Here is a 24,812-nt window from a genome sequence, read left to right as displayed (position 1 = left end):
AAAAAGTAACGGTAAAACTACTTTTGACTACTGGAACTGATAGTAACTTTGCTTCTGTTTCAATTATCCCATCTTAATTCTCCCGATTAGGATTCCTTCTACTTTTTCAATAACAATTGATAAAGCGACAACTGGAAGCTCATAAATATCATAGAGCTTCCAGTTTTTTTTCCAAATAACCGAGGACAATACAGGCTCAACATCAGAATCTATATACAATGGTTATTCAAATCCTGACGGTGTACGCTGCTTGCTCACTGCACATGGTTTCTCCAAGCCGCGACAAATATTTATAAATTAAAAGCACCAAGGCTGATACTATACAGCTTGGCGCATGGAACATTGTGAGCTACATATTATTGGGAGTCTTTAAATTTTTTGACTCCTTTTAAAAGTTTTAGTTTATATTCAGGGTCTTTATATTGGCCGACCCCGTTTGAACAATTATTAGTTTTACAGAAAATTTTGCATTTTTTGATTTCCTAATATTTTTTTTATTTTTTATCTCTCTATATTGCTAAATGTATATAAATATTAAGTTTATTTAAGATTTAGTGTATTATTATACGTTGTTTTGATGAGTAAAGCTGAGTTATGAAGGTGTAAGTTACAAATAACCTGAGTTTTTGATAATTTATTAACTCACTCCACTTTGCTCATACTAGTTTTCTCTAGAATAAGCTTTTACTAAGAAATACATTACTCACAGCGAATATACGGTAAAACCGAATTAAGTGTGCAACGCACAATAGCTGTAGTTACAGCAGTACTTTTGCGTGATATCAAATGTGCGACGCTTGCCGTCAAAGTTCAGTGTTGTAGCAAGTAAGTTCATGTCTGTGATGAATTAAAGTCTAAAAATTACACAATAAAACACAACAAAAAATTTATGTTTTACACATAGGGAACCGAGCTGCTAAGGTACTGGTCATCCGCTATAGTTTTGCATGGGTTTGACAGCTACTCGGCTGCAATTGACACCTTGTTGAACAAACGGTAATTCAGCACATCACAGACATAAATTAAGATGAAACATCAGGGTTTTCCCACTCCACAAAAAAACACTTTTCGCCTTAATTGTGGACAAAACTTCGGAAATACTCTCCGTTTACCAGTGGCACTAAGCACAGTGTTACTGTTTTCTAGCGGCTCAATTCTTCTATCCACAGAGGTAAATGCCGATACTACCTACAATCAAGGTATTAACACTACTTTATTGGCACAAGTTCCAGCAAGTGGAAGCATAATTTACGTTAATTCAGAAACAGGATCGGACACTGCTGGTGCTGGTAGTTCACAAGCACAGCCTTATAAAACCATTACTTATGCTCTTAATCAGGCTCAACCAGGTACAATAATTCAACTAGCTCCTGGTACCTACAACGCAGAAAGTGGAGAAACCTTCCCACTACTAATCAAACCAGGCGTAACACTCCGGGGTGACGAATCCACCAAAGGTCAAGCAATATTAATTCAAGGTAGCGGTACTTATATCAGTCCCACCTTTGCCCGTCAAAATGTGACGATTCGGGCTGACAAAGATAGCGTGATTACTGGAGTCACAGTGACTAACGCAGACAGTCGTGGCACTGCTATATGGGTAGAATCAGCGAATCCTACAATTGCAAATAGTACCTTCACCAATAGCGTTCGAGAAGGTGTTTTTGTTACGGGTACAGCGAATCCCAAAATTGAAAATAATGTCTTTGTCCAAAACAAAGGTAACGGAGTTTCGGTAGCTAAATCTGCTTCTGGAGAAATTCGCAATAACTTGTTTCAAGACACTGGCTTTGGCTTGGCAATTGGAGGTACTTCCACACCTTTGATTGAGGGAAATCAAATTTTACAAAACATAGATGGTATTTATATCTCAGAGTCAGCCAAGCCGATGTTGCGTAAGAATGTGATTCAGAACAACAAGCGCGATGGTGTAGTGGCAACTATCAATGCCGAACCAGATCTTGGCTCTCCAGAAAGTCCAGGTGATAATCTGATCCGCAGTAACACTCGCCACGATCTGCATAACGCCACCAAGACTATTAAGATTCTTGCTATTGGCAACGATATTGATGCCAAGAAAATTGCTGGCTCCGTCGAGTTTGTTGCGGCTGAGGTTAAGCCACCAGCAGGCGGTGCAGTTGCTTTCAAAGATGTTCCAGTCGGTTATTGGGCAAAAAGCCATATCGAAGCTTTAGCATCCCGGAATATTATTGCTGGGTTTCCTGATGGCACCTTTAAACCCAATGAACCTGTCACACGTGCTCAATTTGCTGCTATTGTCACTAAAGCCTTTGCTCCAACACCCAAACGTGAAGCTATTAACTTTAGGGATGTCGCTAGTAAATACTGGGCTTACAACGCCATTCAAACTGCTTCCCAAGGTGGTTTTATTGCTGGTTATCCTGATCGCACGTTTAAACCAGAGCAGCAAATTCCACGAGTGCAGGCGTTAGTTGCTTTAGCAAACGGTTTAGGTTTATCGGCTGACAATCAAAGTGTGCTTTCCTTGTACGCCGATGCTTCCCAAATTCCCCAGTATGCAGCTGCTCCAGTCGCTGCTGCAACTGCACGACAGTTGGTAGTCAATTACCCCACAGTCAAGCAACTAAATCCTAACCGTCAGGCTACTAGAGCAGACGTTGCCGCATTTGTTTACCAAGCACTGGTAAACGCTGGACGCGCTCAAGCAATTCCCTCACCTTATTTAGTTAAAGCTCAGTAATTTTTTCAATGCCCTTAGGGCAAGACAGAAGGCAGAAGGAAGGACAAGGGGACAGGAGAAAGATTTTCCCCTTATCTCCCCCCTTCTCCCCCTCCCCGTGTCCTCTTCTTCCCAATCCCCAATCACCAGTCCCCTTTACTACATACCCCGCAATACTTGCCGGATAATATCTGATGGTACTTGGTCAGTTACCTTCACCACACCAATTTGTGTTGGCAAAACAAATCTGACTTTCCCTGCCTTCACTTTCTTGTCTATCTGTAACGCCTCAATCGTCGCTTCAATATCTAACCCGACTGGTAACTTGGTTGGCAAACCTGCTTTTTCAATCAAGGCGTTTTGCCGTTCCGTTTCTTGTTGCGTCCACATCCCTAGTTGTACAGCAATTTCTCCTGCTGCTACCATCCCAATTGCCACTCCTTCACCATGCAGTACTTGCGTATAACCAGTTAAACTTTCTACCGCATGCCCAATGGTGTGTCCGTAGTTGAGTATCGCTCGCAGTCCGGCTTCTTTTTCATCCTTGCTGACTACATCAGCTTTGGCTTGACAAGAACGCACTAAAATGCAGTCTATTAATTCCGACTTCATATCACCCATTGCATCAAGGTGCTGACTTGCTTCCAATTCTGCAAATAGTTGAGCATCCCAAATCACACCATATTTGATCACTTCTGCCATGCCAGCACGAAACTCTCGTACAGGTAGAGTTTGTAATACCTCTGGATCGATTAATACCAAACCCGGTTGATGAAATGCCCCAATCAAATTCTTGCCTTGGGGATGATTAACACCTGTTTTGCCACCTATTGCCGCATCTACCATTGCTAAAAGAGTGGTAGGTACTTGCACAAAGTTGATTCCCCGCAACCAAGTCGCCGCAGCAAAACCAGTCATATCACCAATCACGCCCCCTCCCAAAGCCACCATAGTTGAGGAGCGTTCTAGGCGATTTTCCAAAGCTACATCATAGATTTTTTGTAAAGACTCCAGAGTTTTGTAGTTTTCGCCATCGGGTAGGATGCAGCTTACAACTTCAAAATCAGCAGTTTGTAGAGATGCGATCGCTCTTTGTCCGTAATGTTGAAAAACAGTCGGGTTAGAAACTAGCAACACTTTCTTGCCCAGCTTCAAACCTGACATATACTCTCCCAGTCGATCTAAACCACCTGGTGCGATCGCAATATCATAAGACTGCTGCGGTAAATTTACTTTGATTGTAGAAGCCATTGCCAATACCCTTCCAAGCGCGTGTCGGTTATTTTACCGCAATGCTGCGTTGGCTTCATTGTTTAACTGGCGATCAGTCAAATATTACGAGTTATCACCCCACAGGCTATCCGTCCTCCACCTGCATCTGCCGCAGTGCCGTTTGCTTGTTGTTTATCTGGTAATTGGTGAAGAATAAAGGCACTACCATTGCTATCAAACAAACTGAACAAACCTTCACTTAAAGTGACTTTATCGGTTACGACATCGTATATTGCACTTCCTTGCTCATCTACTACCAAATTCGGCAAGTCACCTGCATGATCGGGATGTTTTGCCTCTACAGGAAGTTCTGATCCAGAAGGCCCAGGATCAAAATGTCCACCACTGGTAACAAAAGGAGGTTGAGCATCCGGTTCGCACATACCTACAGAATGAATGTGGAATCCATGTGGCCCAGGAGTCAGCTTGGCTGGATTGCCTTGAATTTGACCCCGAATCCGTACTGACTCATTTCCTATATGTGTTAGAATTATTACGCCATTAATATCTGTACCTGCAATCTTAGCTTGTGCTTGTAATAGATTGGTTTGTATGCTTGGTTGCCCCCATGTAACTTGACAAACTAGTACTAGGCACAAGGAAACTCCAAATAATAATAAAGATTTAAAGAGTGAAAACTTACTCAACCTGACCTCTTTTGGTAGCAATAAATAACTTTAGTTCAGTATTTAAACGAATATATTTAGCGCGATCGCAAACCAAGCATAAACTTCTAAGCAGCAATTGGAAGCTTACGCCAGGGTAATAACACGTTTATATTATGTCTACATCACAGAAATTCTAAATTTCGGCAGTAGTAGTGAATTCTCTATCAAAAACTCTGCGTTCCTCTGCGTTTTCCTTTGCGCGACGGCAGTCGCTACAACGAGGAAACCCCCAAGGGCGCGCTGCCTCCCCTCTGCGTTGAAGGTCACAATGAATTTACACTAAGCAATAACACAAAGATTTAGTAAGGCTGAGTTACTCCCAACTGTCACGAACTATCCCTAACTAATGATTCAATAGATTTAGTAGACAATTGTGGAGAAACGTAAATGTTAGCTGTAGTATTTTATGTTGTTTTCTTAGCAATCTTCTTGGGCATCGCCGTTGGTTTGTTGTTCGGTTTGCGTGCCGCCAAGATAATTTAAAGCAGAAGACGCGGAGAGTAGGGGAGGAACAGATGAGGAAGATAAGGAATATGGGGAAGAATTTACTCTTATTACTTCTTCACCTCCCTCAACTCCCTCAATTCTTTATCCCTGTGTCCTATTTTGTGCTATCTGACTACAACTTCTTGTGTCACTTTCTGTTGACGTACAAATGGCGGACGCATTTCTAAACCAAGTAAATTTAACATTTCTTGATCGGCACTATAACCTGGACATGGTGTAGTTACAGTTAACATATGCCCGTCATCACTAGAAAAAATAGAATTTGCTCCTGCCAAAAAACATAAAGCTTGTTCAACGTGAGAAAGTCTGGCTCTGCCTGCACTTAAGCGTATGTCCGCAGCTGGCATAACTACACGTGCTGTGGCGATCGCTCGCACTACATCCCAAATCGGCACGTCAGGTTGATTTTCTAAGGGTGTACCCTGGACTTGGGAGAGAATGTTAATTGGTACAGACTCTGGATGAGGATGTAGAGTTGCCAGAGTGTGCAGCATAGAAATTCTGTCTTCAACTGTTTCACCTAAACCAAGAATGCCACCAGAACAAACAGTGACATTTGTTTGACGGACGTTTTGAATTGTGTTGAGGCGATCGCCGTAAGTTCTAGTGGTGATAATTGTACTGTAGTAATCTTGCGAAGTATCTAGGTTATGGTTATAAGCGTACAGCCCCGCCTCTTCAAGACGCTTTGCCTGTGCTGGTGTCAGCATTCCGAGAGTGCAGCATACTTCTAAGCCTAATGCTGTTACCTCCTTTACCATGTCCAAAACTTCGTCAAATTGTGAATTATCTCGCACTTCTCGCCAAGCAGCACCCATACAAACGCGGCTAATGCCACTTTTTTTTGCTTGCTGGGCAATGTTAACCACTGTCTCTTTGTCTAGAAGTGCTTGTGGTTTAACTTCTGTTTTATAGCGAGAAGACTGAGCGCAGTAGCTACAATCTTCCGGACAACCTCCTGTTTTAATAGAGACAAGCTTACAAACTTGGATCTGTTTGGGATCGTGATATTGGCGATGTATGCTAGCAGCTTGATAAATTAGCTCTAGCAATGGTGTAAAGTATACTGCCCTGATTTCTGTTTCCTGCCAATCGTAGCGTATTCCCACGGCTCATCTTCCTTTGTTTATGAATTCCTGATTTATTAACCTACATCACACGCTGCATTCCGGGCGATGGTGCTAGCCGAAGACAGAAAATCTGGAAAATTTTCTGCTCTTACCGGACACAGTAGGCGATCGCATTTGTAATTTTTACTCAAAAATCAAGTAAGCAATATTTAAGTGATGTGAAGAATATAATTTTTACTACTGAATTAGCAACTGAAGGGTATATTCCTCCGTCACTTCATCAGATGTGTCAGATTTTATCTTTTTCCCATTACATTGAGTCCATATAAAATCTAATAAAATTATTAAAATAATAAATATATATAGTATTACATTCTTCCGAATATGAATTTAGAACCACCAATACTCATAACCGATCATTTATTATTACGAATAGCGATAAAAGATGATATACCAAAAATTATAGAATATTTCACCAGCAATCAATATTATTTAACTCCTTTTTATCCTCGTTGGGACGATAATTTTTTCACTGAAGAGTATTGGCAATTTCAAGTAGAAGTGAATTTACATGAATTTGTCAACGACCGTTCCTTGAGGTTGTTTATTTTCTTAAAAAATAACTACAACAGAATTATTGGAACTATTAATTTTACAAATTTTGTTAGGGGTGCAGCACAATATTGCAATGTGGGATATAGCATTGCAGAAGCAGAACAAGGCAAAGGTTATATGACAGAAGCTTTACAAGCAGCAACTAAGTATGTCTTTACAGAATTAAAAATGCATCGCATCACAGCAAATTATATGCCTCATAATCAACGCAGTGGTAAGTTGTTAAAAAGGCTAGGATTTGTTGTAGAAGGCTATGCACGAGATTTTTTATTAATTGATGGGCAATGGCAAGATCATATTCTGACGAGTTTGATAAATTCTAATTGGTAAGATACTCAAAAGTAGTTATATAGGCGGCGCGCTACCTACTAAGAGTAGAACAAACAAGTCAAATTCTCTTTCCTACCTACGCTCTTGCGCGTTCGCCGTCAGGCGTTGCGTTAGCTAGCGACTTCTGTAGACGGGCTTTGCCCGGCTTCCCGTCGGGTAAGTAGACGCGTAGCGGCTACTGCCTTCTGTCTTCTGTCTTACAACCAACTCATCGGGCAGAACAACTCCTTAGAGGTACCATTAAGGGAAGACGAACTAAGCTGTACTCGTAATGACTCTGGCTGAAACTTCCAAAAATACCAATTCTAAAAATCCTTTTTTGATTCTCAACTACGAACCCGCCTTAGAATCTTTGGGCGATGATTACTACGATGAAGTAGCAGCAGCAGAATTTCCTCTACATATCCTGCGCTGGCGTAATGACGCACTCCTACCCAAATTGGGGCTAGATCCTCAAACAGTCACAGATGAAGATTTCATTGTCGCCTTCGGTAAATTTGAGGAACGGAAACCCTTATTAGCACTGCGATACCACGGCTATCAATTTGGGGAATACAATCCTCAGTTGGGTGACGGCAGAGGTTTTCTGTATGGGCAAGTACGTGGTAGTGATGGCGAATTATATGACTTTGGTACTAAAGGTTCTGGCAGAACGCCCTACTCTCGCGGTGGTGACGGTATGCTTACACTTAAGGGTGGTGTCCGCGAAGTGTTGGCAGCAGAAATGTTGCATACAATGGGTGTACGAACTTCACGCTGTCTGAGCATGGTTGAAACAGGTTTATCCCTTTGGCGGGGTGATGAACCTTCTCCTACCCGTTCTTCAGTAATGGTAAGGTTGAGCCGATCGCACATTCGTTTTGGTACTTTTGAGCGGTTGCACTACCTTCGTCGTGCTGATTTAACTATTAAGTTGTTAGATCATGTCATTGAGCAATATTATCCACATTTAGTCGGTGAAACAGAGAAATATGCTTTGTTCTATGCAGAATTAGTCAAACGCACAGCAGAACTAGTGGCACAGTGGATGGCGGCTGGTTTTTGTCATGCAGTACTAAACACCGATAATATGTCAATCACAGGGGAAAGTTTTGATTATGGCCCCTATGCCTTTATTCCTAATTATGATCCCTTCTTTACCGCCGCATATTTTGATTACTATAAACGTTATTGTTACATCAACCAACCAGAAATTTGTAAGTTGAATTTAGAATTACTTCAAGAAGCCTTAAAAGTTGTAATTACTCACGCTGATATGGAAGCAGGATTAGCAAATTTTAATAGATATTATCTTGCTGAATATCGCTCTTTAATGTTAAAGAAACTAGGTTTTGAACAAAAACCCGAAGCAGAAGCAGAGGAATTGTTAGAGGCAACAATTGCATTTTTGAAGCATTATCCAGTTAGCTATCACCATTTCTTTGCAGACATGGCTCAAAGTTTTTCCACCGAATGGCGAGATGATGCAAGTTACATTATGAATAAATCAGAAATTGGCCAATCATTAGGAAACTCAGAGCTATTCTTGCATTGGTCAGGCATTTATCATCGAATTTTAAGTAATTTTACTCCAGATGAAATCGATAAAATATCCCAATCTTTAGTTCGTTATAATCCCAGTACAGTCATCTTAAGACCGATAATTGAATCAGTTTGGGAACCAATAGCTCAAGAAGATAATTGGCAACCTTTTTATAAATTAATTCAACAAATTCGGTCAGGAAAATAAGTGATAGGTAATAGGTGAGAACAGCCCTTATTTTGGGCGTTATGTGCTACCTTTGAAAGTCGCCTTGCCCCTACCCGACAACAGGTGCAACAAGGAACTTTACCTGCAAGGGCGCACTTCCCCAAAGCAGTAGCTCCACCGTTTGCGTCACGTAAACGCGCCAGACGCACCTCCTGTAGGTACGGCTTCTCGTAAGAGTATGCGAAGCTCGTACTCCTACTCTACAAGAAGCCGTAATATCATTTCACAAAAAATATGATACTGATGTAGGTTGGGTTGAGGGACGTAGACGCGCTTTGCGCGGCTTCGGTGCAGGGTAACCCATTTAGCTTGAAAATACACATTTTATAGTACAGTGATTATTGTTAGCTGCCACCAAAAACTTAAATTAGCGATCGCCCAAGCATGGAAGTTACCAGTCAATACATCAAACCATGAAAAAAAGGCAAATTTGCCTTGCACTAACTTTGATTATGTGCTTTTATACAAATCAAGTAGGCTAAGTACTAGCGATATCTCTTGCCTTGGAGATATTTGATTCTTTTCAAAATAGAGAAATTTAAAAGGTAGGACGTATCTAATTCAATCGCTACGTCACTGATTGTCTTCCCTGGGTGTTTTCTGCGGATTTCTTGTCCCTTGTTGGTTATTTATGCTGACTCACTGTTTACTCACACCTGTCAATGAACTTTGACACTTGACAAACTTTGCTTGCAAAAATTGAATCTAATTTGAATAAGCGCTAGTGTATCCCCGCCAAGAGACTCACTAACGCCCTTCATCGAACACCTTATGGATAACTTAATCATGGCACAAAATACTCAATACAACGATCCCCAACCACAAATAAGCGCGATCGCTTACAAACAACGTCTGAATGCTTGGACAATCGTGCGCGTACTTTCAGATACGCAAAGGGTTTTTGTCGCAAGATTTCGCAGTCGTTCTGATGCAGACGGGCATTTGCAACGTCTACGCCAGTTGTCGCCTGATGCTAACTTCATGGTTGTGTTTGATTTTCAATCAGACGAAGCTCTGAATTAAAGTTCTTAAATAGCGAAGCGCGTTCATTGCCGCTTCGCTTTTTGCTTATAGAGCAATACCACAGACTATAGAGCATTGTTCTAGTCAATTTTACTGTTGTAGCCTATTGAGTGCCTCCAGTGTAACTAGAGCTAACTGCAATATTAAGTAAAAGCGCGATCGCCTCGATTAATTCCTCTGGTTCGAGGGGTTTTGAAATGTGCTGTTGAAATCCAGCAGCGATCGCTTGTTGCCGATTCAGTTCGCCTGCATAGGCAGTCAGGGCAATTGCCGGAATTTGTCCACCTTGTTCAACAGTCCAAGTTCTTACTTGCTGGATCAGCATATAACCATTTACTTCGGGCATGGCGATGTCACAGACGGCAATGTCAAATCGTGACTTTTTCAATATCTCCAATGCTTCCTGTGCTGATGCGGCTATAGTGACTTGTGCGCCAGCAGTTGACAAGATAAAGCTAATTAGCTCGCGCGAATCAAGTTCATCGTCTACAACTAAGATTTGCACTCCACTCAAACTGGGTAAATCATCCAACACAGTATCGTTTTGGTTTGACTGTACAGTTGTACTTATTAGTGGTAACCTGACTGTAAATGTTGCTCCATGTTCTTCTCCAGGGCTTTCTGCACAGACAGAGCCGCCGTGCATTTCGACAATATGGCGGACAATTGCCAATCCCAATCCTAAGCCACCAAATTTGCGCGTGACTGTACCATCAGCTTGTCGGAAGGTATCAAACACGTAGGGCAGAAACTCAGGGCTAATTCCCTTGCCTGTATCCTTAACTATAATTTGTGCCTCTGTACCAACATACTTCAGCTGGACATGAACCTGTCCACCAGTAGGAGTAAATTTCACTGCATTGATGAGCAGATTCCACACGACTTGTTGCAACCGATTTGGATCGCCCATCACTTGTTTGGTTGTCGGCTCTAATTGTGTTTGAATTGGAATAGACTTTGCCTCTGCTGCCAAACGTACTGTTTCTTTGGCTGCTTCAATCGTCACAGCTAAATCTACCGGACACACATTCAAGGTCATCTTACCTTGCAAAATTCGGGAGACATCAAGCAAATCTCCGATCAGTTGAGTTTGCAGTTTAACATTGCGCTCGATAGTTTCTAGAGCCAGCGCTGTTTTTTGTCGATCTACTTTTCCAGTTCGCAGCAGTCTCGTCCAACCGAGAATAGGATTAAGTGGAGTTCGCAACTCGTGAGAAAGAACAGCTAAAAATTCATCTTTAACTCTATTGGCAGATTCAGCAGCTTCGCGAGCCACTCGTTCGCGCTCTAGTAGTTGTTCCCGTTCCACTTCAGCTCGCTTGCGATCGCTAATATTGTGGAAATAAAGCGCAAGTCCTTCAGGGAAAGGGTAAGCACGCACGGAAAACCAAGCATCAAAAGGTGGATAATAATCTTCTAGTTCTAGGGGTAGCTGTTCTGTAATTGCCCGTTTGTACAACTTACCAAAACTGGTTTCTGCTAGTTCTGGAAATTCTTCCCAGACATTCTTGCCAAGCAATTGTTGCGATGAACGCCCCAGTGTTCGAGTACCTTCATGATTTACGTAGGTAAAGCGCCACTCGCGATCAAAGGCGATAAAGCCGTCGGTGATACTTTCCAGTATTTTGGCGATTTGCTCTGTTGCAGTTTCCGCTTCCACTCGTGCTGCTTGCTCCCGAATCAGGAGTTGTTCGCGTTCCTGTTGCGCCCTGTTGCGATCGCGCAGTGCAGTTTGCTGTTCAGTGATATCTATGGCAACTCCTCCCACCATCGCTTGCCCAGATGAATTCAAGATCGGGAACTTATAGACAAGAAATTCTCCTAATGTGCCATCCGGGCGAGGTGCAGCCTCAATTGTCTCTAAAACTTGATTAGTTCTGGCAACAGTCCTGATATTGTCAAAAAATTGTTGCGCAAATTCAGCATCATAAATCTCAAAAACACTTTTCCCGATCGCATCCTTTTCAGAAAACTGGAACATTCGGAAATAAGTGGGGCTAAGGTAAAGAATATGCCCATCTGCATCCGTAATCCAGGCGGCGGCAGGACTATGAGCCATGAAAGCTTGAAAGCGCTCCTCACTTGAGCGTAGTGCTTCCTCGGCTTCATATTGTAGGGTTATATCACTGCTAGTTACAATCGCCAAGATGACATCACCCGCCTTATTACGTACAGGCGTTCCTCCGTACTCAGCTACCCAGCGCTTGCCTGTATCTATGCGATGAAGCCACAATCGCCGTCTAGAAAATACTTCACCGGCTAAAGCGCGAGCAAGGGGCCAATCTACCAAGGCTACAGGAGTACCATCTAATTCTTGTACCTCGAATAGGTTAGCAAAAAATTGTACAGGTTGGCGCACTTCTTCAACAGACTGGAAACCATGCATAGTTAATGCGGCTGGATTAAACATGAGGACGTTGCCTTGCGGATCGGCGATTACCAATCCTTCGGTCATGCTATTAATTACTGCTTCTAATTGCGCTAAATTTGTTTCCAGTGCTTCTTCGGCATATTTGCGTTCGCTAATGTCGATATTTACGCCTAAAAACCGCTCAACCTGTCCATGAGCATTGCGAATCACTTGTCCTATAGAAGCCAGCCAGCTAGGCGAGCCATCTTTTTGAATAATGCGAAACTCATCATAATAGTCCTCTCCCTGAGCAAATATTGCTTCTACATTCTGCATGATCCGTTCGCGATCGCCAGGGTGGATAAAATCAAGCCAAGCCTTAAAACCAGGCTCTTCGCAATTGGGTTCCAATCCTAATAAACGCCAAATCCCTTCTGACCAGGATACTTGATTTGTTTGTAAATTCCATTCCCAAGTACCGATATTGGCTGCCTGTTGTGCTAATCGCAACCGTTGCTCGCTCTGTTGCAATGCTGCTTCTGTTCGTTTGCGCTCTGTGATATCGCGAGAAATGGCGATCGCGCCTTCAATACCTTGATTTGGAGGTTGAAATGGAGTGAAGATATATTCGTAGTAACGCATACCATCGATTCCAAGATAAGCAGTTTCACTCCGAAGCGGCTGCCCAGTTGCAATTACCGTTTGTCTATGGGTATCTAACTCCTCCATTGTCACAGTAATATCAACAGGAAAATTTAATTCTTGCCAGATTTTGCCTACAAAGTCTTGTGAGGACAAACCCAGCACGGCGGCTCCACCTGCACTCACATAGCGATAACGACCAGCGCGATCAAAAATATAGATGTGATCTACTGATGCTGAGAGGATAGCCTCCAGAATATTTGCTTGCTCTTGAAATTGCTTTTCCTGATCTTGCTTACATTCTGAGAGTGCAGTTTGACACTCACTCATATCTTCAACTGTGTTTACTGAACCAATGAGGTTTCCTTGGCGATCGCGCAACTGTGAGGATTTCACTTGTACCCACCGAATTGCCCCATCTAAATTCTGAAAGCAGCATTCACCACAAAACTCACCTTCAATAAACACCCGCTCCAGCCACGCAGCCATGACAGATTCCCGTTGCTCAGGGTGAAGAAACTGCACCCAGCTTTCCCCCAAAATTTCTTCAACTTCAAAGCCGCATATCATTTGAGCAATTGGATTAATATAAGTACAGCGGCCTTGATTATCAGTTGAAAAAATACCTATTGGACAACAAACGCTCAAAGCTTGAAAAAAATCTGCGTCGTGCCTGAGTAAATTTTCTGGCTGGCTATGTTCATAGTTGTTTTGTGACTGCCTCTGCATATGCTGCAATTTTAGGTGGGATATAACCCGATAATTACATAGAAATATCAATATTAAGCGACCATTTCCACTCTATTTTTGAATATCGGGTAAAGTGAGTATTGATTTTTTCCCATAACCAACTATTTTGAACAATCACATCAACTACAGAATTATAAAAATTATGTAGGAAGTTTTTCCTTAGTTATAAAAAGTCAAGAGTATCTCACACAATCAGTGAAAATATTTACTTTGCCAACTCATCAAATCTTTATGCGTAATTGCAGTACAGTTTATTTCTTATAGGGAAACTGATGGGAATACTAAATTAAATCGGGTTGAGCAAGATAGTTACTTATGAGCCAAATATGTCCTATTGCCAAAACTTGTATTTGTCGCAACGTTGCACGCTGCCACACTCAGGAAGCAGGCAGAATTTTCCTTTGGTTTCCTGTTGTACATACCTTGAAAAAAGTCATCTCCTACTTGGAACAGTTTTCCCTTGAGTATGAACTAATGCTAGAACGACCAGGTCTGAGTTTAGATTGTAAACCAGGACAAACTCAAGAAATTGCCCGCGACTTAGCTCAACTACTTACACCGAGGGAATTAAGAGAGACACAAGTTCTTTTTATTCGAGGTGCTATCCAACCTCAACTTCAGGATTTTAGTGACATCGCTTCATTGCAACGCTTCATTAAATTCAGTCAATCGAATTGGCTAGTCGAAATGCTGACAAGGGAAAGATTTACTAGTCACTTTCAACCAATTGTTTCCATCAAGGATACATCTCAAATTTATGGATATGAATCGCTGCTGCGGGGGTTTGATGAACAAGGCAATTTAGTGCCGCCTGGGCCTATCCTAGAGTTAGCAAGCGAAGCTGGGCTTTTGCCACAACTAGATCGAGTTGCTCGCCTCAGCGCGATCGCTCAATTTAGTCGCCACCAAGTCAGAGGGCAAATCTTTATCAATTTTGCACCCACGGCGCTTTATGATCCCGTTTCTTGCCTACGCACTACGGTAGAGGCAATTGATCGAGCAGGTATTTCCCATGAACAAGTTGTTTTTGAAGTCGTAGAGTCAGACAATCCTCAAGATTTAGATCATCTTAAAGCAGTACTGCAATACTACCGTGATGCTGGTTTTTTGGTAGCTCTTGACGATCTTGGTTCTGGCTATTCCGGTTTAAATTTGTTACATCAGTTACGTCCAGACTTTATTAAGCTGGACATGGGGTTAATTCGAGATGTGCATCAAGATTTGTACAAAGCTTCAATTACCGAGAAGCTTCTTGAGATTGCTCAAAACTTAAATATTCAGACTGTTGCTGAAGGAATTGAGTGCATTGAGGAACTGAATTGGCTGCAAGCAAGAGGCGCAGATTTCGCTCAAGGCTATTTGATTGCTAAACCTAGTGCAATACCTGTCACTGTAACCCCTTACTTTAAGACTAATACATTAACTGTAGCACCATGTTGTCAACTGGTTGAGCTGCCGATTCAACATCAAAGCGAGTCTGAGCGAGTTGTTGCCGCCGTGACGCAGCATATTCGATGCTCGTTAGAATTAAACGAGATCTTGCAAACCACAGCAGCCGAGGTGCGACAACTGTTCGAGGTAGATCGAGTAATAATCTATCAGTTTGAGCCTGACTGGAGTGGGTTAGTCGCTGTAGAATCTGTAGCTGAGGGGTGTATGTCCATTCTGGGATTTCATGTGATGGACACGTGCTTTCAATCTACCCACGCAGCTTACTATCAACAAGGTAACACTAGAGCAATTGAAGACGTAGAAACTGCGGGATTGTTACCGTGTCACCTTAATCTACTGCGGAGTCTGCAAATCCGGGCAAATCTAATTGTGCCTATCTTGCAGCAAGAGCGTTTGTGGGGACTATTGATCGCTCACCAATGCCATAATTCTAGAAAATGGCAGCAATCGGAGATTAATTTATTTAACCAGCTAGCAAGTCAAGCTGCGATCGCTATTCACCAATCGGAACTTTACCATCAATTACAAAAAGCAAACCAGGAACTACAGCGTCTTGCCTCTTCGGATGGTCTGACTTTAGTGGCAAATCGACGCTGCTTTGATGATACGCTAAAGGCAGAGTGGGAAAGGTTGACACGCGAGCAAGCCCCGTTATCTTTGATTTTGTGTGATGTCGATTGCTTTAAGCTTTACAACGATACCCATGGACATCTAGCAGGAGATGATGCACTCAGATATGTTGCTAAGGCAATAGAGACAGTTAAACGCCCGGCTGATTTAGTTGCTCGGTACGGAGGAGAAGAGTTTGCAGTCATTTTACCGAATACTGATGCGCAAGGGGCTATGATAGTTGCAAACGAGATTCAGAACAATGTTAGTGCCTTAAAATTGCCTCATCCAAATTCTCAAGTAGATGAATTTATCACTTTAAGTCTTGGTGTAGCAACTATTACTCCTGATATTCAATCATCTCCCGCAAATTTAATTGCTGCTGCCGATCGCGGGCTATACCAAGCAAAAGCACAAGGAAGAAATTGTATGGTGCAGATAAACTGTGAAGACATTAATAGCAAATCTTTCCTTTTAAGGAAGCATTAAATTTGTTTAGAGTACGTAGGTGATCGTCCATTATTATTCTGAACTAAAGTTCTAAAACACCGAAGTGTGGAAACTAGTGCTTTGCTAAGAGATTAAGAAAATTAAGAGTGCGATCGCCTACAACTGTACTTTGCAGTATGCACTTCAAGGAAAAATTCTGTAAATGTCTTTGGATGAGCAATGTTTTCGCAAACTAATGTTTGTGTTTCGTTATTAACTGTAATCTCAATTCGATAGTCAGCTACACGAATTTTATATTTATCCCTACAGCCTTTTAGTTTTTCTAGATATCCTAATATTCCACGACGCAAATTATAAGATACTATAGATTCCCGACTTCTATAAAGAAGTCGGGGATTTGAAAAATTGAAAAATTAAGAATGCGATCGCTCTAAAAAAATTATGTAATTGTCTTTTTAACCAAACAAGTTTGAGAGACTTGATTTAGTTTATCTTTTCAAAACTCTCAATAGTGAGATATTCTTCTTCATCGGCTATTTGACTGTCGTAATCAATATTAATTTGGGTTGGATAACCGAGTATAGGATCGTACTGTACACTCAGGTTTGATGCTCCACGGGCGATCGCATCTCTGATTAAAACAAAAAGCTGGGGGATTGTATCGTATTTTTGAAAATATTCTCGATTAACTGGCATACCAGTATCTACAGAAGTGATGGAAGTCGCTATGCCGTTACGTACTTCAATGACTACTGGGCCTCTAGCTTCGGGTATACAAAAACAACTCCTACTAAGTGTATAGCGATAGCTGTAAATATTTTGCTGATTCCACAAACGGCGATTGATAATTAATTGGTCAAAATTTAAGTTAGCGATCGCTGGTAATTGTACCACCTGTACAGGCAGTTGAGACATAACAGGAGTACTCAAACTCACAGAGGTGAGTAATGCCACACTAACAATAATAGGCAAGCGCATATAAACACACCGATTAACTCCGGTATATCAATTCAATCTATCTGAACTTGATTCCAGAGATTTTAAGTGTATTTTTATTTACTTCAATAACATACTCTTAATAGTCGTTTTTCCTAGAATAGGTACTTGGTGCTTACCATATATTTTGTCATGAACTAGTCATTGCAATCAGCGAACGGCCATGTGCCGATTTGCCGATTGCCTATAAGTATTATTCTGTTATCGCATACTTATCAAAGATGCACCCAACCATCCACTAAAGTTATGTATCTGAATATCAGACGGATTATCTACAGTTTGGACTTGATATTTGCTGGCGCGGGGGAAAGCCAAGGTGACTGGATAGATACGGAGTTCCTCGTGATGGAAAACCGCAACCGAAATTGTGTCATTGGGTTGGTAGTCTTTGAGGCGATCGCTTAAGTGACTTGCACTCACCTTCACACCATCAATTGCTAACAATTCATCACCAGCATCAATTCCAGCTAGTTGTGCAGGTGAACCCGCCTCAACAAATTTAATCACCTCTCTTCCATGTTCGCTGCTTACTCTTATGCCCAGGTAAGGTTCTTGTTCTGTTTCTGCTACTATTTGCAAACCGAAGGGTTCCAAGTACTGATTAAAAGGCAGTTCCTCAGTACCATCAATGTAGCGTTTAAAGAAATCAGATAAATCTATTCCTGCCACAGACTCAATTACCTGCTGTAGCTGTTGGGGAGTATAGCCGATTTCGTCTCTGCCAAATTTTTGCCACATCTTGAGCATGACATCATCAAGTGATCGCTGGTTATCATAACGAGAACGAATGAGCAAATCCAGCAATAATGACACCATTTCCCCTTTTAAATAGTAGGACATTTGAGAATTTCCACTATTGGCGTCCTGACGGTACAACTTAATCCAAGCATCAAAACTTGACTCAGAAAGAGCTTGTACCTTACGTCCTGGTGTCGTCAAATATCTACTAACTTCTTTACCCCAATTATTTAAGAATGATTTAACATCATAAATGCCTGCCCGCAAAGGAATTAGCAAGTCGTAGTAACTTGTTGTTCCCTCACAGAACCACAGACAAGAAGTATAGTTTTCCTGATCGTAGTCAAAAACTTCTAGTTCTTGAGGTCGAATGCGCTTGACATTCCACAGGTGGAAAAATTCGTGCGCTACCAACTGTATAAAGCGATCATACTTATCGCGATCGCGAAATCCAAAACGCTGATAAATCAAAGAGCAACTGTTCTTATGCTCCAAACCTCCGTAAGCTTGGGCAAATAAGTGCAACATAAACACGTATTTCTCATAAGGCAAACCGCCAAACATCCGTGCTTCGACTTCGACGATTTTTTTGATATCGGCGATTATCTGTTGCACTCGAAAATTTCCACGTCCCCAGATTGCCAATTCATGAGGCTTGCCCAACACATCAAAGTGATACAGTTGATGAGAGCCAATTTCAAAGGGACTATCTACAAGAGTGTCAAAATCCGAAGCAAAGAAAGTATTAGCTTGTTCTGGGACTGCTGGTAAGGCTGTAGTAACCTGCCATTCTGGATGTGGCGGAATAATTGTAACGTAAATCGGTTGTCTATCAAATCCTGGTAGTCTAAAAAACAGCGCTGCGCCATTAAAATAGCCGTGGGTTGCATCTAGATGATTTGTCCGCACGGTTAGTTCATTCGCAAAAATACGGTATTTGACAGTTACTTCTGAAACATCACCTGTCTCTACCTGCCAATGATTTTTACTGATTTTTCGCCAAGTTAAAGGTTTTTTGTTGGCAAAAGCAGCAAAATCCTGTAGATGCTTGGCATATTCCCGCACTAAGTAGGAGCCAGGAGTCCACACCGGCATTTTTAAATCGAGTGTTGAGGCATTGTAGCCCCCAAGACGCAGAGTCACCTCAAACAGATGAGTTTCTGGTTGGGACATTGCCACCTGATAATGAATTAACGGTACTTTTTCCTGTAGGCGGGTATCAGTACAAGGTGCTATTGTTTCCTTCATCTGTAGTCCAGAGTAAACATTGGGGAGCTTCGAGTTAAAAGATAAACTTAACTCATAACTCCTAACTCATAACTCCTGTACGGACAAACGGCATGAAAGCCCATACTATTAAACTTTACCAGCCAAATTCATTAATTGTCGGAAATTGACGAGAAAAATTGCTTGATTTACGGTGTCAATTTTGATCCAACCTTTTTCATGTAGTTTTTCCATGATTTTAGTGGTTTCTTCAACTCCGATTTCTGTCACATCTGCTAAATCCTTAAAGGGAATATGAAAAATTTCTTTTCCCTTTGCTGTTTGGTGAGCGTAGTTTTCACCTAAACTTACAAGAGTATGGGCAAGTTTGACAGCTGGCGGGCTGGAGCGCATTTGCAAGCGAACGTTAGCGTGCCGCAGTCGTCGTACCATTAGCTGCAACATCCGATGATGTAACTGGGGATCTTTAAACAAGATTTGAATAAATTTTTCTCTGGCAACGCTCAATAATTTCACAGGAGAAAGAGCAATCACATCTGTTGAGCGAGGAGATTCATCCAAAATAGCCATTTCTCCAAAAAAATCGCCTCGACTTAAAATAGCCAAGGCTACAGAACCTTCTCCTACAGTGCGCCGAACTTTTACCCAACCAGAAACCACAAAGTAAACTGCATTCCCCCAGGCATCTTCCATCAAAACGGCTCTTCCAGTGGGATATTCGTGTTCTACGGCTATAGACAGCAACCATTCCAGAGTTTGTGGATTGGCTGTACTCATCAAAGGGAAGAGTTCACTGAAAACCTCTGTGTACATGAAATATTTGTTAAAAATGGTTCGGAAGTAAAAATAGTAATTTACTGATATGGGTGATACAGGTATTGCATACTGTAATATTGCTGGAGTTGTAATTAAAACTTTTACATATACTTAACCAAGTATGTTCAGATTCATAGGTCTAGAGTTAATTACAACACAAAACTACGGTATCGAAATCAGCGATTTCACCGAAAGGATAGTGGACAGGCGGTGGAGTGGGAAAGAGGAAAAGAATCACTAACTACTAACAATTAACAATTAGCTATTAGCCGTTAGCAACTAACTACTAACCACTAACGTAATTCTTGCCTATCTATCGAGGGTTTTAAAGTTTCTACTTCTAGCTTTCTAATATATTGTTCTAAATTATACAATGTTTGATTGAGAACATTAAAATTATCTAACTGACTAGAACTAATATTATGATTGAGAAGAAGCCTTTCTTGTAGTTCATGTAATTTGTAGCTAAGTTGTTGAGAAATACCCAAGGCATCACGACTCAGACGTGTTACCATCTGTTGTTGGTAAAACTTTAGTGCTGCTCCTCGTAATACTTGCAAGGTTGCTTCTTCACCGTGCATTCCCAGCATAATTCGCAAGCGCAATAGCAAACGTTCTTGTTTATATAAACATTCTTTCTCTATCTGTTTTGGTTCCTCTAGTTTGGTGACAGGTAAAGAGCCAAACCGCTTTAATTCATTCATTAATCCTTGAAAGACAGATAATGGCACTTTTTCTAACACAGACTGCAAGACACCATTTTCGCTCCAAAGAATCTTGCCATCATAAGGAAGTCTTTCCAGATAAAGCCTACCAATTCCCCCAGCCAAAACTCGTCCTAGTAATTCTTCCAACAATTTTTTAGGTGGTAAATTTAGCAAATGTTCTACAGGGCTAAACTCTTGTGGTTCTGGTGCTGATAACACAGGTACATTATCTGTGCTTGCTAATTCAAAAGAATAGTCTTCCTGTTTAGCTTCGTTTTTGGAAACTGTGGTGAAACAGTTGCTGTCAGGAGGATTTTGAAGCAGGCGATCGCCTGTGGCATCTAAGAGGGAATCCTCATGAGAGGGAGTGTTTTGAGTAGTTAGTGCCTCGTCTAAAATTTTTGTCGGTTGCTGGGTTGGCTGTAAATTAACATTTGTGGATGAAAGGGCTTGCTCGGCAGTCTCTGCTGTATTCTGATTTTTGGCTATGGTCTCCCAAGGTTTGTACTCTCGCTGCTGTGCTGGGTGGAATGTATTTTTGTGGTTGAGGAAAGCTGAGAGTACATTACGGTGAATATCACCTCTGATCACCACAGTTAGTAGGTTGCAATTTATATAAGACAATATGCGCCGAACATAATCTAGCGCCGCACTATCCTCTTGATTTACCATACCCAGCCATAGGCAGTTGTCTTCAATTTTGAGGGGCAAGATTTGGTGGTAGAGACAAGCTTCAAAGGATAAAAGACTTTCAATGAGTGGAAAGATTTGCTCATTCTCTAGTTCTTGTTCTTCTACAAGATTAGTATTCGATACTACCTCTGTTTGAAGATATTCTTCGGTATCTGTTTGTTTGCCCTCTGAAGACGACATAGGCTTAAGTTGCTTAATACATCTCTATATCCTATTCTGCTTTTTAGTTTATGGACAGTAAATAAGCGATCGCTATGGTAAGCAGGTGACAGGGCTAAAAGTCTTTAGTTGTCTATGTTTTATCTTTATATTGATATATTAACCACTTTAATTGTTACCATATCAATAAAGTTTAAATTAGTTACTTTAAAACTACGTATAATCTCGTACTTTAGATTGGGCAAGGACACGAGAGAATAGGAGAGTGGGAGAGTGGGAGGATTGGAAAACACCAAAGACGAGAAAAACAACCACTAACCACTAACCACTAACTACCAATTCCCCATACGTTACTCTTGGGTTCTTAAAGCTTGGGCTGCTAAATAGACTTTAGTCCATTCACCCATAGCTTGATGAGTTTTGAGTTTTAGTTTTTGGGCTACTTCTTCAATGGTGTTACCTGCTCGCCGCAATTGCAAAATTTGCCGCCCAGTTGGGGTTAATTTTTCCTCCAATTGCTGAAGTTGGTTGGCTGATAAACCTAAGTTATGCTCTTCTAAAGAAGTACCTAACCAGGTTTCAACTAGTTCTGGTTTGTCTTTGAGGGCAAAAACACGTACAGCGTGGTAACTAATTTTTTCACGCAGCCGATACACATCTTTAATTGGCTTATTTAATTTTTTGGCGATCGCATCTTGAGATTGCCCTTGCAGGTAAAGTCGTAACCACTCTACAGCTTCTTGCCCTAGATTTTCTTGTAAATATTTTTCAAATTCCTCTTTAACTGTCTGTCGCTGTGTCTGTTGCTCTTCTAGATCTTGTGCTTCTTGATATTCTGCGATCGCTCTTGCATCTACCAAGTTGACGCGGTTTTCATTGTCATCTGTGAGGATCTCTTCCGAAACAAGTCGAATCATATCGCTGCCCGGTACTTGGGTTAAGCCACCACGTTGAGTTCGACGCAAGTAGTTGACAAAGCGATAAGCTAAGAGTGGTTGGTTGCGTACTGGCCGTAAACAATACTCTTCCACACTGGCAAATAGCAATGCATTTCGCAATCGTGGATCGCTTGTGAATTCCGAAATACAAGCCATTTGCTGTTGCATATAATTGTCGCTTTGTAACAATTCTTGAATGACTTCTTGCAGCACATCCAATACTGTCCGTTGGCGATCGCGGCTGAGAGCAATCCATGTCTGGATCTTGTGCCGTAAAGTGACTATACTTCCCAAGCGAGTAATTAAATTACGGTAAGCAGCTTCTCGCCCTTTTCCCAAGTAGCGTTGGTGTAAAATTCTCCAACGATATTCCATTGCTTGCTTGCTAATATCCAGTTCCTTAGGATTCAACTCTTCCAATCGCCCTTGGAAACTTCCTAAAAGCCAGTAAATTATACTTTCCCTGTTTGTCACAGATTGCTCTGGACATTCAGCAGCTAGATGCTGACGCCAGTATCGTGCCAGTTTTTCTGCTTCTGAAGCCATAGTGAGATTGCGCTCCCCGAAACCCTGTTTTAAAGTTTGCATCACAACCCCCATGTATTATCATCCCACTCATCTTTATTGACTGGCAGTTGCCTTTAATTTTGATGATGTCCATCAAGAATATCTTAGTGATTCCACTTTTATTACGTTTTGACTAGCTAGTTTTATGCAGGAATTTTTGCATCTTCATAAAAACTTTCAAAATCAGAATTCCTGCTTTTTACAATTTCAGAGCAATTTTCCTTGCCAAAGTCGAATTTTAACTTTTGTAAACTAAGATTTGATGTTGTTAATTTAGAAATAGCAATTCTCTAGCGATATTAGGAATTCTCTTCAACTGTCCAAATTTTATAAAAACCCAGCATTTTATTCCGCCTGCGCCAGAGCACATGGTTTTCTAGAATATAGACGCTATTATCCTGTTGAAAGTTCGCTCCTTTAGAGTTCCATCAGTAAATTTTGGTAGTAGGATTTACTATACTAATACAGAAGTTGTGTAATTTGTAATTAGGTTACACAGAAATTTAAAAGTTATCAAAAAGATTGGAGCTTATATATTGACAAAATTGTTCAAGCTTGTGTATGCAAAGGTTAGAAAAATTTAATTATTTTTTATTTTATTAAAACAGCAGTTTCAATGTTTTTGTTTGTAAAACCTATAAGCAGAGAAGCGAAAATAAAAGCAACTAAATTAAGGAATGTAAAATATCTGAAACACTTACTATTGACTGTTAACGACCTCAAAGATTTAACATTATTTGTACCGACCCACTTAAAACTCATCTAAAAACTGATACATTCTCTGAAGGGGCTTTTACGTCTCTCCTTAAAGGCGGGTTCCAAAAAGGAAACCGCCAAAGCTATTGAGACTACCAGAATTTAAGCGAGATTCTCCCGTCACTAAAACTGGCGAACTTCTCCATGAAACTATTGACTAGATAAAAAATCAGCGACTATTTGATCTAGGTATTATAGGATTTTCTACAGCTTGTCTGTACTGTTCAACTTCCTCTGAATAACCTATAGGCAGAACAGCTTCAACATTCTCATGGGGACGAGGAATAATTACCCAGGTTTCTAGAACACCACCATAAACCTGTTCCACAGCTTCTATACCAGCCGCTACAGCTGTTTTTACCTCTTGAACATCACCCCGCACATTCACTGTAAAACGAGCACTACCAGCTCTTATATAACCTACGAGGGTGACTCGACCGGCTTTCACCATCGCATCTGCTGCCGCTAACACGGCAGGAAAACCCTTAGTTTCAATTGATCCAACTGCCTGTAGTGGCATTGGTTATCTCCTATATGTCAGTAAAAGTATGTGGCGCTACCAAGTTAATTGTACGAAGGTTCCTACACATTTTATATATGTCCATCATCATTTACTTTTCAACAAAGTAATTAAGACAAAGGCAAATAAGACTGGTGTCAGAAGATGCGGAACGGTTCAGATTTTTTAGTGAAATGGATGGGTAGAACACTTTCTACATTCTCCGGTGGATTAGGAACAATGTAGTGAGTGACGAGCTGCCCACCCTCTCCTTGAGCTTGCTCACAGGCTTCTATACCTGCCTCAACAGCTCTTCTTACTTCTGCAACCTGCCCCCGCACAGCAACCAGAAAACGAGCGCTTTCTGCTAAACCATAATACACAAGAGTAACTTCGGCAGATTTTACCATTGCATCTGCCGCTGCTAGTACAGGGGGAAAACCTAAAGTTTCTATTACTCCAACTGCCAATGGCATGGCATTAGCTCCTAAGTTCAGGAAGAGGTGTTATTTATTGTACGCGGCTTC

18 protein-coding genes are annotated in these 24,812 nt (G+C 41.3%); 6 read left to right on the top strand and 12 right to left on the bottom strand.

What is annotated here, in order from left to right:
* The first annotated feature begins 1,027 nt into the window (after positions 1–1,027).
* Positions 1,028–2,722 (top strand): DUF1565 domain-containing protein, encoded by a 1,695-nt coding sequence (locus QUB80_RS19370; RefSeq protein ID WP_289791143.1) that lies wholly within the window; start codon positions 1,028–1,030, stop codon positions 2,720–2,722.
* Positions 2,723–2,860: 138 nt separating this feature from the next.
* Here the strand turns inward: QUB80_RS19370 and aroB are convergent, their stop codons facing one another.
* Positions 2,861–3,952 carry a 3-dehydroquinate synthase gene (aroB, locus tag QUB80_RS19365; RefSeq protein ID WP_289791142.1) on the bottom strand — a complete coding sequence of 364 codons (1,092 nt, stop codon included), beginning with the start codon at positions 3,950–3,952 and terminating at the stop codon, positions 2,861–2,863.
* 77 nt (positions 3,953–4,029) lie between these two features.
* Complete coding sequence (locus QUB80_RS19360; RefSeq protein WP_289791141.1) at positions 4,030–4,572, bottom strand: superoxide dismutase family protein; 543 nt, start codon at positions 4,570–4,572, stop codon at positions 4,030–4,032.
* Between the two features lie 456 nt (positions 4,573–5,028).
* On the opposite strand from QUB80_RS19360, the gene petL reads away from it, so the two are divergent.
* Complete coding sequence (gene petL / locus QUB80_RS19355) at positions 5,029–5,124, top strand: cytochrome b6-f complex subunit PetL (protein ID WP_289791140.1); 96 nt, start codon at positions 5,029–5,031, stop codon at positions 5,122–5,124.
* 128 nt (positions 5,125–5,252) lie between these two features.
* Here the strand turns inward: petL and bioB are convergent, their stop codons facing one another.
* A complete protein-coding gene (bioB, locus tag QUB80_RS19350) occupies positions 5,253–6,257 on the bottom strand; it encodes a biotin synthase BioB (RefSeq protein ID WP_289791139.1) in 1,005 nt (334 codons plus the stop codon).
* Positions 6,258–6,602: 345 nt separating this feature from the next.
* Here bioB and QUB80_RS19345 point away from each other — a divergent pair, with 345 nt between their 5' ends.
* The 3 genes from QUB80_RS19345 (at position 6,603) to QUB80_RS19335 (ending at position 9,936) form a co-directional block, all read left to right on the top strand.
* Positions 6,603–7,163, top strand: coding sequence for a GNAT family N-acetyltransferase (locus QUB80_RS19345; RefSeq protein WP_289791138.1), 561 nt, complete (start codon positions 6,603–6,605; stop codon positions 7,161–7,163).
* Positions 7,164–7,434: 271 nt separating this feature from the next.
* A complete protein-coding gene (locus QUB80_RS19340) occupies positions 7,435–8,892 on the top strand; it encodes a protein adenylyltransferase SelO (RefSeq protein WP_289791137.1) in 1,458 nt (485 codons plus the stop codon).
* Between the two features lie 807 nt (positions 8,893–9,699).
* Positions 9,700–9,936 (top strand): hypothetical protein, encoded by a 237-nt coding sequence (locus QUB80_RS19335; protein WP_289791238.1) that lies wholly within the window; start codon positions 9,700–9,702, stop codon positions 9,934–9,936.
* 103 nt (positions 9,937–10,039) lie between these two features.
* On the opposite strand, the gene QUB80_RS19330 is transcribed toward QUB80_RS19335, so the two are convergent.
* Positions 10,040–13,657, bottom strand: a complete 3,618-nt coding sequence (locus tag QUB80_RS19330; RefSeq protein WP_289791136.1) for a PAS domain S-box protein — start codon at positions 13,655–13,657, stop codon at positions 10,040–10,042.
* Positions 13,658–13,993: 336 nt separating this feature from the next.
* On the opposite strand from QUB80_RS19330, the gene QUB80_RS19325 reads away from it, so the two are divergent.
* The gene (locus QUB80_RS19325; protein ID WP_289791135.1) at positions 13,994–16,228 is read left to right on the top strand and encodes a bifunctional diguanylate cyclase/phosphodiesterase; all 2,235 of its coding nucleotides are present in this window, start codon (positions 13,994–13,996) and stop codon (positions 16,226–16,228) included.
* Between the two features lie 101 nt (positions 16,229–16,329).
* On the opposite strand, the gene QUB80_RS19320 is transcribed toward QUB80_RS19325, so the two are convergent.
* The 8 genes from QUB80_RS19320 to QUB80_RS19285 form a co-directional block, all read right to left on the bottom strand.
* On the bottom strand, positions 16,330–16,539 hold the full coding sequence (locus QUB80_RS19320) for a type II toxin-antitoxin system RelE family toxin (RefSeq protein ID WP_289791134.1): 210 nt from the start codon (positions 16,537–16,539) through the stop codon (positions 16,330–16,332).
* A 133-nt stretch (positions 16,540–16,672) separates the two neighbouring features.
* Positions 16,673–17,167, bottom strand: coding sequence for a DUF6174 domain-containing protein (locus tag QUB80_RS19315; protein WP_289791133.1), 495 nt, complete (start codon positions 17,165–17,167; stop codon positions 16,673–16,675).
* Positions 17,168–17,386: 219 nt separating this feature from the next.
* Positions 17,387–19,171 (bottom strand): M61 family metallopeptidase, encoded by a 1,785-nt coding sequence (locus QUB80_RS19310; protein WP_289791132.1) that lies wholly within the window; start codon positions 19,169–19,171, stop codon positions 17,387–17,389.
* Between the two features lie 108 nt (positions 19,172–19,279).
* On the bottom strand, positions 19,280–19,963 hold the full coding sequence (locus tag QUB80_RS19305; protein WP_289791131.1) for a Crp/Fnr family transcriptional regulator: 684 nt from the start codon (positions 19,961–19,963) through the stop codon (positions 19,280–19,282).
* A gap of 296 nt (positions 19,964–20,259) precedes the next feature.
* Positions 20,260–21,546 carry a GspE/PulE/PilB domain-containing protein gene (locus tag QUB80_RS19300; protein ID WP_289791130.1) on the bottom strand — a complete coding sequence of 429 codons (1,287 nt, stop codon included), beginning with the start codon at positions 21,544–21,546 and terminating at the stop codon, positions 20,260–20,262.
* Positions 21,547–21,875: 329 nt separating this feature from the next.
* Entirely contained in the window at positions 21,876–23,063 is a 1,188-nt protein-coding gene (locus QUB80_RS19295) for a HetZ-related protein 2 (protein WP_289791129.1), read from the bottom strand.
* A gap of 892 nt (positions 23,064–23,955) precedes the next feature.
* Positions 23,956–24,306: a carbon dioxide-concentrating mechanism protein CcmK gene (locus QUB80_RS19290; RefSeq protein ID WP_289791128.1), complete on the bottom strand. Its 351-nt coding sequence runs from the start codon at positions 24,304–24,306 to the stop codon at positions 23,956–23,958.
* A 137-nt stretch (positions 24,307–24,443) separates the two neighbouring features.
* Positions 24,444–24,761, bottom strand: coding sequence for a carbon dioxide-concentrating mechanism protein CcmK (locus QUB80_RS19285; protein ID WP_289791127.1), 318 nt, complete (start codon positions 24,759–24,761; stop codon positions 24,444–24,446).
* Positions 24,762–24,812: the final 51 nt, after the last annotated feature.

The organism is Chlorogloeopsis sp. ULAP01, from assembly GCF_030381805.1.
Classification (GTDB): domain Bacteria; phylum Cyanobacteriota; class Cyanobacteriia; order Cyanobacteriales; family Nostocaceae; genus Chlorogloeopsis.
This window is presented reverse-complemented; position numbering and strand designations above follow the sequence as displayed.